Origin of the sequence: Octadecabacter arcticus 238 (assembly GCF_000155735.2) — a bacterium.
In the GTDB taxonomy this organism is placed as follows: domain Bacteria; phylum Pseudomonadota; class Alphaproteobacteria; order Rhodobacterales; family Rhodobacteraceae; genus Octadecabacter; species Octadecabacter arcticus.
This window is the reverse complement of record NC_020908.1, coordinates 4,852,254-4,866,815: the sequence shown is the minus strand read 5'-3', so window position 1 is coordinate 4,866,815 and position 14,562 is coordinate 4,852,254. Positions and strand designations below refer to the sequence as shown.

18 protein-coding genes are annotated in these 14,562 nt (G+C 50.8%); 7 read left to right on the top strand and 11 right to left on the bottom strand.

From position 1 onward, the window contains the following. Positions 1-79: 79 nt before the first annotated feature. From merA to OA238_RS25125, 4 genes are read right to left on the bottom strand one after another with little or no spacing between them, the layout of a single operon-like run. The gene (merA, locus tag OA238_RS25140) at positions 80-1,513 is read right to left on the bottom strand and encodes a mercury(II) reductase (RefSeq protein ID WP_015497360.1); all 1,434 of its coding nucleotides are present in this window, start codon (positions 1,511-1,513) and stop codon (positions 80-82) included. 19 nt (positions 1,514-1,532) lie between these two features. After that, positions 1,533-1,739, bottom strand: coding sequence for a mercury resistance system transport protein MerF (gene merF / locus OA238_RS25135; RefSeq protein WP_015497359.1), 207 nt, complete (start codon positions 1,737-1,739; stop codon positions 1,533-1,535). Positions 1,740-1,741: 2 nt separating this feature from the next. Further along, positions 1,742-2,032: a cation transporter gene (locus OA238_RS25130; protein ID WP_015497358.1), complete on the bottom strand. Its 291-nt coding sequence runs from the start codon at positions 2,030-2,032 to the stop codon at positions 1,742-1,744. Positions 2,033-2,087: 55 nt separating this feature from the next. Next, positions 2,088-2,447 carry a mercuric transporter MerT family protein gene (locus OA238_RS25125; RefSeq protein WP_015497357.1) on the bottom strand — a complete coding sequence of 120 codons (360 nt, stop codon included), beginning with the start codon at positions 2,445-2,447 and terminating at the stop codon, positions 2,088-2,090. Positions 2,448-2,481: 34 nt separating this feature from the next. Here OA238_RS25125 and OA238_RS25120 point away from each other — a divergent pair, with 34 nt between their 5' ends. Further along, positions 2,482-2,940: a MerR family transcriptional regulator gene (locus tag OA238_RS25120; RefSeq protein ID WP_338042810.1), complete on the top strand. Its 459-nt coding sequence runs from the start codon at positions 2,482-2,484 to the stop codon at positions 2,938-2,940. A gap of 233 nt (positions 2,941-3,173) precedes the next feature. Here the strand turns inward: OA238_RS25120 and OA238_RS32200 are convergent, their stop codons facing one another. The 6 genes from OA238_RS32200 to OA238_RS25090 form a co-directional block, all read right to left on the bottom strand. Next, entirely contained in the window at positions 3,174-3,380 is a 207-nt protein-coding gene (locus OA238_RS32200; protein WP_144055982.1) for a hypothetical protein, read from the bottom strand. A 111-nt stretch (positions 3,381-3,491) separates the two neighbouring features. Next, positions 3,492-3,782, bottom strand: a complete 291-nt coding sequence (locus tag OA238_RS25110; protein WP_044037610.1) for a hypothetical protein — start codon at positions 3,780-3,782, stop codon at positions 3,492-3,494. Between the two features lie 236 nt (positions 3,783-4,018). Further along, positions 4,019-4,336: a hypothetical protein gene (locus OA238_RS25105; RefSeq protein ID WP_044037609.1), complete on the bottom strand. Its 318-nt coding sequence runs from the start codon at positions 4,334-4,336 to the stop codon at positions 4,019-4,021. A 153-nt stretch (positions 4,337-4,489) separates the two neighbouring features. Further along, positions 4,490-4,807 (bottom strand): hypothetical protein, encoded by a 318-nt coding sequence (locus tag OA238_RS25100; RefSeq protein WP_144055981.1) that lies wholly within the window; start codon positions 4,805-4,807, stop codon positions 4,490-4,492. 192 nt (positions 4,808-4,999) lie between these two features. After that, entirely contained in the window at positions 5,000-5,419 is a 420-nt protein-coding gene (tnpA, locus tag OA238_RS25095; protein ID WP_015494130.1) for an IS200/IS605 family transposase, read from the bottom strand. A 396-nt stretch (positions 5,420-5,815) separates the two neighbouring features. Then, positions 5,816-6,658: a hypothetical protein gene (locus OA238_RS25090; protein WP_144055980.1), complete on the bottom strand. Its 843-nt coding sequence runs from the start codon at positions 6,656-6,658 to the stop codon at positions 5,816-5,818. Between the two features lie 161 nt (positions 6,659-6,819). Between OA238_RS25090 and OA238_RS25085 the strand changes: the two genes are divergently transcribed. The 4 genes from OA238_RS25085 to pseC all read left to right on the top strand — a co-directional run bounded on the left by OA238_RS25085 (position 6,820) and on the right by pseC (position 10,893). Continuing rightward, positions 6,820-7,620 (top strand): hypothetical protein, encoded by an 801-nt coding sequence (locus OA238_RS25085; RefSeq protein ID WP_015497353.1) that lies wholly within the window; start codon positions 6,820-6,822, stop codon positions 7,618-7,620. A 32-nt stretch (positions 7,621-7,652) separates the two neighbouring features. Then, positions 7,653-8,369: an AAA family ATPase gene (locus OA238_RS25080; RefSeq protein WP_015497339.1), complete on the top strand. Its 717-nt coding sequence runs from the start codon at positions 7,653-7,655 to the stop codon at positions 8,367-8,369. Positions 8,370-8,749: 380 nt separating this feature from the next. Next, positions 8,750-9,748, top strand: coding sequence for a UDP-N-acetylglucosamine 4,6-dehydratase (inverting) (gene pseB / locus OA238_RS25070; protein WP_085982786.1), 999 nt, complete (start codon positions 8,750-8,752; stop codon positions 9,746-9,748). Between the two features lie 2 nt (positions 9,749-9,750). Then, a complete protein-coding gene (gene pseC / locus OA238_RS25065; RefSeq protein WP_015497351.1) occupies positions 9,751-10,893 on the top strand; it encodes a UDP-4-amino-4,6-dideoxy-N-acetyl-beta-L-altrosamine transaminase in 1,143 nt (380 codons plus the stop codon). 228 nt (positions 10,894-11,121) lie between these two features. Here pseC and OA238_RS25060 read toward each other — a convergent pair whose 3' ends face one another. After that, complete coding sequence (locus OA238_RS25060) at positions 11,122-12,201, bottom strand: IS4 family transposase (protein WP_015497350.1); 1,080 nt, start codon at positions 12,199-12,201, stop codon at positions 11,122-11,124. 301 nt (positions 12,202-12,502) lie between these two features. On the opposite strand from OA238_RS25060, the gene OA238_RS25055 reads away from it, so the two are divergent. Continuing rightward, complete coding sequence (locus OA238_RS25055; RefSeq protein ID WP_015497349.1) at positions 12,503-13,750, top strand: IS256-like element ISOan6 family transposase; 1,248 nt, start codon at positions 12,503-12,505, stop codon at positions 13,748-13,750. 96 nt (positions 13,751-13,846) lie between these two features. Continuing rightward, positions 13,847-14,560 carry a glycosyltransferase family protein gene (locus OA238_RS25050; protein WP_015497348.1) on the top strand — a complete coding sequence of 238 codons (714 nt, stop codon included), beginning with the start codon at positions 13,847-13,849 and terminating at the stop codon, positions 14,558-14,560. Positions 14,561-14,562 lie beyond the last annotated feature (2 nt).

Genomic DNA, 14,562 nt, shown 5'->3' with positions numbered 1-14,562 from the left:
TAGCTCAAGTTTTCTGCGACGCAGCTAATGGCTGCTAACGGGAAAAATCAAATATCTTCATGCTTGGTTGGTGAATAAGCTATCCCGCGCAGCAGGATAGCTTTGCGACATCCTTTTCGAATGTTTGCGCGGCCAGTTTCAACCCCTCGACAGTTGTGAGGTAAGGAAAGATCATCGCGCCCAAATCATCGTAAGTCATCCCCATCTTGAGCGCCATTGCTGCCGTCTGGATGCTGTCCGCGCCTTCTGGAGCTATAATATGCGCGCCCAAGAGTTTCTTGCTGTCCTTGTCCGCAATCAGCTTGATCAAACCGCGTGTATCACGTGCGGCCAAGGCGCGAGGCACATGTTCCAGACCTAGAACCGATGTCACCACCTCATGACCAGCAGACTTTGCCTGCGCCTCAGTGAGGCCGACACTGGCCACATGCGGGTCAGAGAAGACCACGGCAGGCATGACGCTATTGTCATAGCTCAAGGCGTTTCCATTCATCGCGTTCTTGGCCGCGAGCTTCGCGCCATAGGCAGCCATATAAACGAACTGATCAGCCCCGGTCACATCGCCTGTCGCATAAACGCCGTCCCGCGTGCTGCGCATCTGCGGGTCGATAATAATTCCGCCCCTTGCATTCGTGTCGATACCAACGATATCGAGCGACAATGAGTTCGTATTCGGCGTTCGATCCGTCGCCAGCAAGAGCTTTTCGGCTTCGATCCTGACGGCAACGCCATTATGTGCGGCGTGCAGGGTCACGCCCTCGCCAGACTTTTCAAACCTGTCATATGCCAGCCCGTCCAGCACTTTGATGCCCTCATCGGCAAAGGCTTTTGTCAGGGCTTCGCTGACTTCCGGTTCTGCCTCCGGCAACAGACCACGACGCGTAACGATGGTCACTTTGACGCCAGCTCGGGCGAATATCTGAGCAATCTCGACGCCAATATATCCGCCACCCATCACCATCAGTGATTTCGGGAGTTGCGCCTGTTCAAGTGCCGAGGTGCTGTCCAGAAAATCGATGTCGTCCAGTCCAGGGATATCTGGGACATGCGGGGACGAACCCGTTGCAATGATGACTTTTGGCGCGCGGATGGTGCGGTTACCGACCTCTAAGGAGCCATCTTCGGTGAAATTTGCCTGACCTTCAATGTAAGTGACGCCCTCATAGTTTGGCAAAACATCAACGTATTTTGCCGCGCGCAGATCATCGACCAAGGCTTGCTTTTGGGCCACCATTGCCGCCCAGTCCGTCACTTTTGCCATAGCTTCCACGCCGTCAAACCGATCAGCCACTTTGGCCGAGTGCAGTGTTTCCACAGCACGGATCATCGCTTTGGAGGGGATGCACCCGACATTGACGCAAGTGCCGCCAATGGTTCCATACCCAATGAGAGCAACCCTCACACCGGCTTCAGCAGCAGTAATAGCAGCGGAAAAGCCAGCAGAACCAGCACCAATAACTGCAAGATCAAATGTATCGGTATTGCCAGCTTTTGGGTTCAGTAAATTAAGCATGATGTTTGGTCTTTCGGGTTTAGGTTTTCCGCGCACGGCGGATGACACCGTAAATCGTGATCAACACGAATACAGCAAGGGCAGGCAACAGAACGTAGTCGAGGTAGCCGACGACAGCCGATAGTCCCACGACGCCAAAAAGCACGACCAGAACTGGGGTGAAGCAACACAGCGCTGCTATAATGGTGCCGATGACGCCAACCTTGAGAAGTGATTTATCGTTCATGTTCAGGATTTCGGTTCGAAAATGACGGCTTCATAGCCCGCAGAAGTCGAGGCGAACGCGATGTCTTCTGCACTGGCAATGGCGTCATCAAAGATAACCAGCGCCGTTCGGGTTTCGGCATCAGCGGTCACGGTTACAACCCCATCGACCCCGCTCATCGCTGATTCAACGATAAAGGGGCAGCTTGCACAGGTCATGCCGGGAACAGAAAATGTTACTGTCTGCTCAGCCGCAAAGACAGGGGCGGCGACCATATAACCAATCAGGGCCAAAACGGAAGTGTGGAGTTTCATTGTGTGTCCTTTCACAGACCGAGAAGAATGGGGGCAACGACCGGCGCGATCCAGTTCAGAACAACGCGATCACGATAAGAATTGTTGATGCCCAAAGCGCGGATTTAACCAATCGGTTGGGAAGTGGCCGCGCGCAGGTTTCGCCCTCTACGCAGGCCTTGGGTTTGCGGTAAACCATCCAATAGCCGTAGCCGAGAAACCCCAACGTAATGACGATGAAGATCGGCTTGTAGGGTTCCAAGGCTGTGAGATTGCCGATCCATGCGCCAGATATACCTAGACTGAACAGGATCAACGGAACAATGCAGCACGTTGAGGCGGCAAGAGCGCCAAGGATACCACCCGCTGCTATCATGCGTGCCTTGCGGCTATCAGGATCGCTCGGGATTAGGTCAACGTCTATTGTGTCAGTCATGCAGGCACTCGCAATTTAGGTTTCTGAGTGTAAGATGCGGTCTGTAGCCACTACAGAAGCAAGAGGTTTTTCAATGTCTGAATTCACAAACCCGCGAGGCTATCCGATTGGTGAAATGTCCAAGCGCACCGGCGTGAATATTGAGACGATCCGATACTACGAGCGCATCAAAATCATGCCGCAGCCAGATCGCACGGCAGGCGGCAACCGCCAGTACAATCATGACCAGCTCAAAAGGCTGTCATTCATCAAGACATCGCGTGAACTTGGGTTCAGCATTAATGAAATCCGCGCACTGCTGGAAATGGTAGATCGGCAAGACTTCACCTGTGGAGAAGTGCATGGATTGACCATTGGTCACCTGGATTCTGTGCGGGAAAAAATCAAAGGGCTGCGGAAGCTGGAAATGGCTCTTGTCGGAATGGCGGCAGAATGCAGTCAAGGGGATGTGCCTGATTGCCCAATCTTAGAAACACTGTTCGAAGCACGGTGAACTTTGGGCGTTGCTCCGCAAGGCAGTGAGGCAGTGAGGCAGTGAGGCAGTGAGGCTTAGCAGACGTTTGATAGCTCAAGGTCAATTGTCGGCTTGTCCCGCATAGCTGACCTCTATGCAAAGCGCAGCGAAGGTCCGGTTTCCGCCCTTATCGTTGAATGCTGCGCCTGCATAAGCGTTCCAAAAAGGACCGTTTGTTGAACGGTCAGAATTGCAGTCGCTCAGATGCCCTTTTACCGGATTACTTTCGACAGGTCCAAAATGTCGTTCATCTGGGCGGAACCTCTGCGATAAGCGGCACCGAGTGTCTCAACCGGATTGCCCAAGAGGTCGAAACGGATTGCGTGATCTGGTGTGTAATTGATAACAAAGCCTTCAACCTCGCCAAATGCCAAAACCTTTTCTGGAACATGTTTGGCAATCCAGCTTGGCCAAGCCAACTGGGACAGATTGGCTGGTGGGACAATGTACAGTTTTAGCGCTGAGCCGGTTATAGCTGCTACGAAAATTGGGCTCGGTATTTTATTCGCTGTGACCAAGACTGCATGCGGCTAGAATGAGGCACGCCAAGCGGCATCAATCTCACCGTAGTATGTGTCTTTCTCACCGTAGTATGTGTCTTTGCTCGCTTGGATTGCCTCATCCACTTGCTCGATTGTGACGTCTAGAACGTCTACTATCCGATGCCGCATGGGGAGCACTTTTTTCATCTGGTTGCATTTTACTTGTTCTATAAAGGGTTTCACTTTGTGGAATTTCTTAATCCCAATAAGGCGGGCAAACTCCTGATCACTCACCCCCATTCGGGCACATTCTTTATCAATAAGGATCTGGAGTGTCATAGGGGTCCTTTGTGAAATTTTAACATTATATTTGGCCCAGTACCCACGAAGCTGTAAAACGGCAGGATTTTCGAGTGAATTTCAACGCATTAAAACAGGATATTTTGTGTCCCGAATATTATAAGTTTCGGAACACTTTTGCCTCAAAAATACGTCAGATGTCCGAAAATGCCCCTTTGCGGGGATAGACCCTCAGTAGCAATGCCCATAAATTTGCTTGGGGTGTCATTTTGCACTCAGCCGGAGCAGACACGACTTTCTTGCTCCGCAGCAGCAATCTCTGCAACCTTATGTTTGTGCAGCAAGTAGTCACTCAACAACTGCTCCACTTCAACCAACCCGCGTTGACCCGCTTTGTCCTGCCGCTCAACCAATCTTAGCCGCGTTCGCGCTAAGCAGTTTATCGCAGCGTCTATGCTAAAGTCCCGTTCTGCGTGTTTTTGCCAAGCAAACCAATTTCTGTTCTTCTTGCACAAGTTCTGGCTTAGCTCTTCAGCTGTCTCAATCTCTTCAATCTCAATCAACTTCATGTATGTGTAGTTCAATAACTTCATCTGTTATACTCCTGCTCGAAGACTTTGTTTTAAAGTTTTAACTTGGACAATACCGTAGGACTAGCGGTAAACATTCGTTTACAACTTCCAGCGTTTCCACCGTATACCCCTCATCAAGCATAGCTTTGTTTCAGCTCTTGCAGTTTCTGTCTGCTATGTAATAGAAAACGCGTCTTCGGCGTCTTCGTCGTCGTACTCTATCTCTTTTGTGCTCAAGCTTTGGATGGCTAGCAATCTTCGCATCTGGCGAATGTTGCGGTATTTGAGCGGACTGTATTTGGGCGCGTTGAGCGCAGACGCTTGTAAAAAAACAGTGTCCGCACCCAACTTGTCATATTCATGCAGCATGTAAATTGATGACCCTTTGTTGCTTCGTACTGCCGCAATATCTGTGTCAGCAAAGCCCATCGTCCAAGAGCTCATGTGTGCCCATTGTTTTCTAGCAAGGTCAGCAAAAAGCGCGAGGTCCATATCTGGCTTGGCAAGAAAATGATAATGCAAGTTTGTGCCACTTTTGCCCATGTGCTTAACCACAACCCTATTGTGCCTCATTCCCACGTTTGTCGCAGCATTTCCGTAGTATGCCCTGTCCAACTTGTTAAAATACTTGCAGACAAGATTTTCAGCCCTGCGCAGGCTAATGCCGTATCCGTCACTGAACGACTACCGGCTGACGCCGGTAGGTTCCCTTTTTGAATGTAATTCAAGATACTGAAGTATGACAGCGTCAGTGACATTGCCGCTGGTTGTTGAGAAAAATCCGCGAGCCCAAAACCGCTGGCCCCAGTACCGTTTGCGCAGTTCGGGAAACTCGCGCTGTATCTTATAAGACGAGCGTCCCTTGATCCGCATCATCACCTTTGACAATGCTATCTGAGGCGGGACCGATATGAACATGTGGACGTGATCGGTCGACAATACGCCCTTCTCAATATGCACGCCAAGTTCTTGGCATGTTTGGATAATGATTTCACGGATACGCTCACGCATCTCACCGCGCATAACTTTGTATCGGTATTTTGTTGTCCAGACGACGTGAAACCGGTGATAAAATTTGGTATGGCTTCCTGTGGAATAGATCATAATCTTCCCTCTCATTTTTAAGACCCTTACCGCTTCGCGGGGTCTTAAAAATGAGAGGGAAGATTATAGTACATTACGCTAAAGCGGACCGGCTGGAAGCCGGTGGCTTTAATCCCGTTTGTGGAAAGTAAACTTCAGCGTGCCAAACACCTGCCAGTTCGTTTCCACCAGCCAATCAGTCAGCGCGCGGTGTTCTTTTTCAATCTCTGCGTAATTCATTTTACTCATCCTTTGTACTGGCTTGATGGGAGCTTGTGGGCTTGCTGCCGGTGCTCCCTAAAATTGCTCTTTGTTAATCATATATCGTTCTCAAAGGTTATTTATGCTTTGGAAACAAAGGGATGATATGTTTTGGCTGCTGCCAAGAACAATTTTTGCAAGCAAGATGGGTTGGATTCACAACTTATTGCGTAGAGGGAAATGACCTTTGCCCACGTTATCGATGTAGTCCTCTGCCGCAGTCAGATATCTTCTAAACGCCATATTCTGTCTGCGTCGTACTTCTTGTTCCACGTCGTGGTATCGCAAGCCGGCGCGCTTCAAGCCGTCCACTGTTTCGCCGTTCACAACCCTGTTCACGGGAATTTTAGCAAGCTCTGCCTGTTCGTATTTATACTTATGGTGCTTGTCTTCGTTCCATATGTCCCAAACCGCTAGCGTCTGATGCAGGGTGGATAGGCGCACCCTGGCGGCAACAGGATAAAGTGCACGGCTCTTGTTTCGCGCCGCGGCAACCTGAACTTTGTGCTCGTCCAACAAACTGCGCAATTTTTTCACGAGTTGGGGCGTGCGAACTTCAAGCGGAATAGACACCACAAGCATGTCGTCAGGTTGGGTGTTTAACACCTTACCTTGTACCGCCATTTGTCGCGCCGCTGGCTCAGCAAACAAGAACTCACCACGCTTCCAGCCGTTGTCCAGTTTCTCCGTCCACCACGACCAAAAGTCCTCGGTTTCATATGCATGCACGTCGCCAAAGTCAGCATAAAGCTTTTTGTAGCGCCCCGCGCCACCGCGTGCGCAGCAGTCCTTGTAACCTTCGTGCCTGCGCAAAAATTCCCACCAAAAATAATAGATGGAATGCTGCCATGGCTCTGCATCAACGAATGGCGGCTGGATGCGAGCGAGTCGTTTTGAAATGTATCCGCCTGTTTCCTTATAACGCCTGCCCAAGAAAGGTGGCGCATGGATAAAAAATTTTGTTCCAACATAGAATCTTTGATATGATATATCATTCATAAACAACGACTTATCACAAAAACTATACTGTGTCATCACGCCACTTTTATCGTACGGCACACATGATGTGTTTCAGGTAGAATGTAGGTGTTGATGGTGATCACGCCGCAACAACGGGGATTAGCCCTTAACCCAATGTTCTTATTAGAAAGGAACACACGATGACTAAGACAACACAAACCGCAGAACTTAACATCCAAATCGCAACCCAAGCTGTTGCTGACCTGAAAAACCTGCGCAAGCAGTTCAAGTCCGCTGACAACCAGCTCATGAGTGCACACAAAGCTGTCTATACTGTTTTGAGCTGCGCATTTGATGTGCTTGTAAGCCTGAAGACAGCTGAGGAATCCAAGCGCGTAAGCGATGTGTTTGAGCAGCAACTTGCAGACATGAAGCGTGATGCCAAAGCAAAGCACGCCATTGCGTCTACAAGCATTGAACTGAAAGTTATTCGCTTCGTCTGCGGTGACCTCAAGCAAAAGCGTGAAAACTCCTATACCCGTGTGCTTCGCATCGCTTTCGCTGAAAATATCCACAATAAGGACATGAACTTTGTTGAGTGGATGCTTGCCGCTGGAGGCGTTGAGCAAGTGCGCCGCAGTGGAAATGGCGAAGTGCCAAAAGACTTCGCCGAAATCGCACGCAACGCGCTAAAGTCCGTGACGCCCCTTGCGTCTGTAGCAGCCGCGCACATCAAACATGCTGGTGATAATGAAACTGGTGATGAGGAGTTTTGCATCGCTGTTGTGCGTAAAAATTCTGATGGCACGTTTGGCATGGTCGCTACTGTCGATAACGCAGCATTGACCAAGCAGGCACTTGTGCGTGCTGGCAAAGGACTGGCGGCTGAGCACGACGCGGTGAAAGCTGCTGATCAGGCACGCGAGCACGAACAAGCGGCAAGTGATGCGACACGTAAGCTTGTAGCCACTGTCAAAACTCCACAGATGGAGGCTGCGTAATGACGAAGCTTTGACTGCGCGATGAGCACGTAATGATCAATGAATGCATTTTTGCGGATGCCTACGTTGAAGAGGATGTGTGGGACTTTTTAAGTCCTGCATGCACTGACAATCTGTTGCTTTGGGGACTACCCGGCACTGGCAAGAGTGCGGTTGTAAAAGCTATTGCATATGAGCGATACGGAACAACTGACTTACAGGATGAAAATGTGGTTGTGCTCGACTGCAAGGACCAGGAGCAAGCAAAGCAACTAAATAGCAAGTATCTGAGGGGTTGGTACAGTTGGGCGAGACTTAATTCTAATTGTCCAATTTTGATACTCGATGAACTTGATGAGCTTACGGACGCACAACAACGCGCACTTACAGCATTCATTAACTCTAGCAGTTTAGATGATCGGCGCAGCATGGTGCTTGCGACAACCAATGTGGATTTGCGGGATAGTTTGCGGGATAGGACGGCTAGCGCAAAAGCATTTTCTGACGCATTGCTGAGCCGCTTCAACACAAAGCTTCAAATGCAGCAACAACTACCTGCGGACGTGCTGCCACTCGCGCAAAGAAAGCTGCAGGCGGCTAATGTGTTATGTGACAACGCAGGATTGCTTGATGTCTTGGCTAGGCACTGTGACCCCACTTCGAAGACGATTGATCTCCGAACGGTTCAAACGGTCGTCAATAAGTTGATACGGCGGTCCACTACAACGGCTAAAAAGCCGCCCTCCAAGCCAAGCCTGCAGCTCATCTAAATAAGCCCAAAAACCCAGGCTTTTGTGCGGGTGAAAAAGCAAAACGTGTTGCCTTGGACTTGGTGGACTGCAAGCCGCTCGCGCATCCAGCTTTGCTGCAATATCTCCCAAAGCTGGGTATCGACCATGACATTGCGCACCAATACCCCTCTCAGATCGATTTTGAGGCCCCTCAGAGCGCTTGGGGCTACTTTGCCCTTGGGGTCACCCTGCGGGAGAGGGTTTGAGGCACGTAATGCGCTGTTTTGGGGGCCCTGTTCCAGCTCAGAAGCCCAGACTTTGCAGATGTGTTTGTAAAGGGACAAATCACTTCGCTATTGCAAAACAGCCACAATTGCATAATTGATCTCTAAGGAAATTTGTGAAAAATGAGGTCCGCTGTGTTGCAAGGTTCAACTATTCTTCTCACTGGTGGTACTGGTTCTTTTGGCTCCCGTTTTGTCCCTATGACGATGGCAAAGTACAACCCCAGCCGGATAATCATTTATTCACGTGATGAAATGAAGCAGTGGGAAATGGCGAAAACCTATGGTGATGACCCGCGAGTCCGCTTTTTCATTGGCGATGTGCGTGATCGCGACCGTTTGTACCGTGCACTTGATGGCGTTGATTATGTTGTGCATGCGGCGGCAACAAAGATAGTGCCGACCGCAGAATACAATCCATTTGAATGCGTTAAGACGAACATTAATGGCGCAATGAACCTGATTGACGCCTGCCTCGATATGGGCGTGAAGCGCTGCGTTGCTCTGTCGACCGACAAGGCATCAAGTCCAATCAATCTTTATGGCGCTACGAAGCTAGCGTCGGACAAGCTTTTTGTCGCGGGAAACAGCTATTCCGGCGCGAACAAATGCCGATTTTCTGTGGTGCGCTATGGCAATGTTATGGGCTCTCGTGGTTCCGTTATTCCGTTCTTTATGTCGCTAGATGATAAGGCCGAAGTTCCCATCACCGATCCACGTATGACGCGGTTTATGATCAGCCTCGAAGAGGGCGTTGATCTTGTTTGGCATGCCTTTGACGATATGGTGGGCGGGGAAATCTATGTACGCAAAATTCCGTCGATGAACATTGCGGATATCGCGGACACGGTCGTTCCCGGGCGCGCGCAAAAGACTGTTGGCATTCGACCCGGTGAAAAACTGCATGAACAGATGATTGGCCCAGAGGATGCGCCGCATACCTATGAGTACGACAAGTACTACAAAATCATCCCTGCAATCCATAACTGGTCTAGCGACCCGGTCCGAATCAAAAATGGCAAGGCCGTTCCTGAAGACTTCAACTATTCCTCCGATAACAACGCAGAATGGATGTCGCCACAACAGCTCACGCAGTGGATGTCGGACAACCGCGATAAGATCGGAAAGTTCTAGCGATGATCCCTTACGGGCGACAAGACATCACCGAAGAGGATGAGCAGGCTGTCATAGCGGTTCTACGCTCTGATTTTCTGACGCAAGGACCACAGGTTCCTGCTTTCGAAGGGGCGATTGCGCAGTATGTTAATGCAAAGCATGCCATAGCCGTAAACTCTGCAACGTCCGCCTTGCATATCGCTTGTATGGCGCTCAACCTTGGGAAAGGTGACGTCTTATGGACGGTACCGAACAGTTTTGTAGCTTCTGCCAATGTTGGACTCTACTGTGGCGCAACCGTGGATTTTGTCGATATCACCCCAGACACCTACGTGATGTGTCCTGACAAACTTGAGGCAAAGCTTAAGAAGGCAAATACAGAGGGAAAATTGCCAAAAGTCATCGTGCCTGTTCATTTTGCCGGCCAAAGTTGCGACATGCGCCGGATCGGCAGCCTTGCAGTGCGATATGGTATAAAGGTCATCGAGGATGCGTCCCATGCGATTGGCGCGCGATACTTGGGCGCATTGGTTGGGAATTGCGCCTATTCTGATATCGCGGTGTTCAGCTTCCACCCTGTTAAAATCATCACAACCGCGGAAGGTGGCATGGCCACCACACAAAATGCCGAGTTGGCGCATAGGATGGAGCTTTCCCGTTCGCACGGCGTGACCCGTGACGCAGACCTTATGCAGAATGAAAGCGAGGGCGGCTGGTATTATGAACAGGTTGCTTTTGGGTACAACTACCGCATGACCGAATTGCAGGCTGCTTTAGGTCTGAGCCAGATGTCGCGATTGGACCAGTTCGTCGCGCGCCGCAACGCGCTTGCGCAACGCTATGATCTGCTTTTGCAGGGCCTTGACGTAAAAACCCCAGCACAGGCATCGGATAGTTATTCGTCCTATCACCTTTATCCAATCCAAGTTGACGACCGTGCACGAGTATTTGCTGAGCTGCGCGAGAATGGGATCGGCGTGAACGTGCATTATATCCCGATCCACAGGCAACCGTTTTATGCCGCTATGGGGTTCCACAAAGGTGATTTTCCGGTGGCCGAAAACTACTATGACAATGCGATCTCGATACCTTTGTACGCGGGACTAAGCGATGCCGACCAAGATACCGTCATAGAAAAATTAGGGCATGCGACCCGTGGCTAAGCGCCCGCAACTTCTTGCCTATCTCAATGGCATGCCGGACGTTGAAAGCACCTATCCGGTGCTGGAACGGCTGCATAAGCGCGGCAAAGTCGATGTGCGCGCGATTGTGTACAGCAAGCTCTTGCGAAATGAAACCCGTCTGCCGGACGCTTTTGCGGCGCACGGGCTTGTTCCGCAAGCAAGTTCAAAACTGCGGATGAAGTTACTTTTTCAAAGGGACATTCCATACTACACGTCTCTTGTGATTATGGGTGGAATTAGTAGCCACGGTGAGACAGCGGCGTTTGGGTCTGACCTGAGCAGTTTACGGAGCTGATCGAAGCCAATTCGAAAGAATGACTTTGCAAAATATCCGTGTTTTTTCCGCTTCATTTTCCCGCCTCCAATAAGCTTTGTGGCGGTTTTAGATGCCCATGCAACCGCGAGCGCAACGAGACCTAAAAGAAGCTCAAGTTTTTTGGAGATGGTCAGTCGTGTGTCTTCAAGATTGAAGCCGCGTGTCTTTGTGTCGCCAAAGAGGCTCTCAATGGCCCATCTTTTCTTGTAGGTGGCGAGGGCCCGATGTGCGGGCCGGTTAGAGACGACGATCAAAAGCTCACCCCCCTTGATGCGCTTTGCAGCAAAGCTAAACCACGTGGCCTCCCCCAAATTGTTGCCTCCAAATCGGGCATCAAAGTTGCGCTTACCGCGACAGGTGCGCAACAAGGTGCTTAGATTTTGCGTTTTCCCGTCCTGTGTGGTCACAAGTTGGTTTGCTTTGATACGGATGACAAATGGGACGTTGTTTTTATGAAGAAAATCCAACCATTGTGCTCCAATGAATTCCCGGTCCGCTAACAAGAACTTGATGGTGGAGACCTCAAACACCGACAGATAACGTTTCATCAAGGCAATGCGCTGAGCAGTATCGCTGTTCCCTGCACGCCCCAAAACGCTCCACATCAACGGAATACGGTGGCGGCGTGTGACAATGGCTAAGACCAAGAAGTTGACATGGCGTTGGCCAATTTTCCAATTTGTTCGGTCCAAGCATAAATGCCAGGTGGGGCCAGAACCAATCATTTTAACAAGCAAGGGGGCCGCCCAATCCGAGCCAAGATCAACATGCTGGAAAAAGCGTTGTAGGCGACGGTAGGTGCTTTCAACCTTGCTATCGGTAGGAAACTCACAGGCCAGATGGCTCAAATTTACCGTCCGGGCATTCACCATTCCCATGATCAAGAGGCACATCGTTTCAAGGCGACTGTTGCTCAACTCTAAATGGGGGGATAACCTCTTCTTGAGGGTCGTCAGGGCTTTCGTGATCATCAGTGGAACCTTTTTTAGCGATAAGAGTCCGCTCCTAAATCACCTTCTGACACCCTCAACCACCCTACTGTCGTGTAGTATGGGAACATTCGCAAATCAGACGCCGTGCTGACGATTGCAGACCCGTTTTGGGACAGTACGACCCGCAAGCAGCGCGGGACCTACATGCGCAAGATTGGCAAGCCATCGATCTTTCTAGAGCTATGACTGAATCTGGTGTTTGAGTGGTTTGAAGGTTGGCGGCGTATCTGGTTGAATTGTTGTTGGAAGACAGCAGCCCAACCAAAGGAGATACACCACCATGGGAACTACTAACATTGTTGATTTTGCGCGTCGAGACGAGATGACGGACGCGTTGACGGAGTTGCTGAAAACGGGAGCACAACAATTGATCGCGACAGCAGTTGAGGCTGAGCTTGTCAGTTATTTGGCGCAATTTACCGGCTTACGCACCGATGCCGGTCACGCGGCAGTCGTGCGTAATGGACATCATCCGGCCCGCCCGTTTCAAACGGGCATTGGCCCTGTGAGCGTGCGCATTCCAAAGGTTCGGTCCAAGGACGGCACACCGGTGACATTCCGGTCTGCCCTGGTGCCGCCCTATGTGCGCCGCACGAAGACGCTGGAAGCGGCCTTGCCATGGCTTTACCTCAAAGGGATCTCCAGCGGCGAGATGGCTCCCGCCCTCAAGGTTCTTCTGGGCCCAGATGCCGTTGGCTTGTCGGCTAATACGGTTTCGCGTTTAAAACGCGATTGGGCCAATGAATACGAGGCTTGGAAAGGCGCTGAGTTAGATGACGAGCCCATCGTCTATATCTGGGCCGACGGCGTTCACAGCGGCCTTCGGGGCGAGGATGACAAGCTCTGTGCCCCTGTTATTATTGGGGTAACTGCCCGTGGCAAGAAGCGATTTCTGGCAATTGAGGATGGGGTGCGCGAGTCCACGCAGAGCTGGCGCGAGGTTCTGCTTAACCTCAAAAGCCGAGGCATGAATGCGCCCAAACTGGTCATCGGGGACGGTGCCATGGGGTTTTGGGCGGCCATGGACGAAGTCTATCCTGAGACCCGCCATCAACGCTGTTGGCAACACAAAACGATGAACGTGCTCAATTGTTTACCCAAGCTGTCTCAGCCAAAAGCCAAGGCCGCGCTGCACGACATCTGGCAGGCTGAGACCAAAGTCGATGCAGAAAAGGCGTTCGATCTGTTCATCAAAACCTACGAACCCAAATATCCCAAGGCCACACTATGCCTGCAAAAAGATCGTGAGGAACTCATGGCATTCTTCGACTTCCCGGCGCAGCATTGGCAAAGCATCCGCACTAGCAATCCAATTGAATCGGCCTTCGCGACGATCCGGCATCGTACCAAGCGTTCAAAGGGCTGCCTGTCACGCGATGGCATGCTGCACATGATGTTCAAACTGGGGCAATGTGCTGAGCAAAATTGGAGGAAGCTACGCGGCTTTGACTACCTCGCAAAAGTCATCACAGGCGTCACGTTCAAAGACGGAATCGAAACCACAAACCCCGACCAGATCACCGCATGACCAACAATACTCAAACACCAGATTTGACAATAACTCATCTTTCTACAGCACGGCGCTTATCAATTGGGGGTCAATGGCTCGCTGACTGAGGGCAAGATGCCTTACTACAGCGAAAAGCTGTTGTTTTGGGAAGCATTGGGTGCCAACCGAAGTATTTTCGTTGATGATGTCATTTCAAAGGTGGAAGTCGTCGGGTTTGTTAAGCAAAACATCCTGCCGGAACGGACATGGCCCGCGGAGGTTACAGCATGGAAGGCGCGCTACAAACACCGCCTTCTGGTGTGCCAATCGTTCCGTTGGGGCAAAGGGCGTTATCACAAAGACGATATTCAAAGCTTCTATGACCTGATTGAAACCGTGGTGAAACGGAACCCCGATCTAGGCATTATTATCCGGCCTCACCGTGGCAAAGTGCGCCAAAACCACCGCAACTATGACAAATATTTGCAAGACAAATATCCAAGTGTTCTGTTTTCGAAGTATCACTCAGGACCGCTGGCAAAAGCGACGATTCATGACACGCTCGCTTTATGTGATGCGATGGTGTCACCGACATCGACGACAGTTCTCGATTGCGTCTACGCAGGCAAACCGGCGGCAGTGTTTGATGAAGGGCTCGATATCTTTCCCGGCTTGATGCAAATCGCTGATGCGGACGGACTAGAGCGTTTCTTGGATCAGATAGACAGACCCGGACCAGAGCAGGCACAGCTTATCACACGCTTTGGCACGTTTACTGATAACCTAGATCGCGCCGCCGAAAGCATTGAACGCCACCTTTCGCCAGTGCATAAACCTGTGGCGGAATAGCC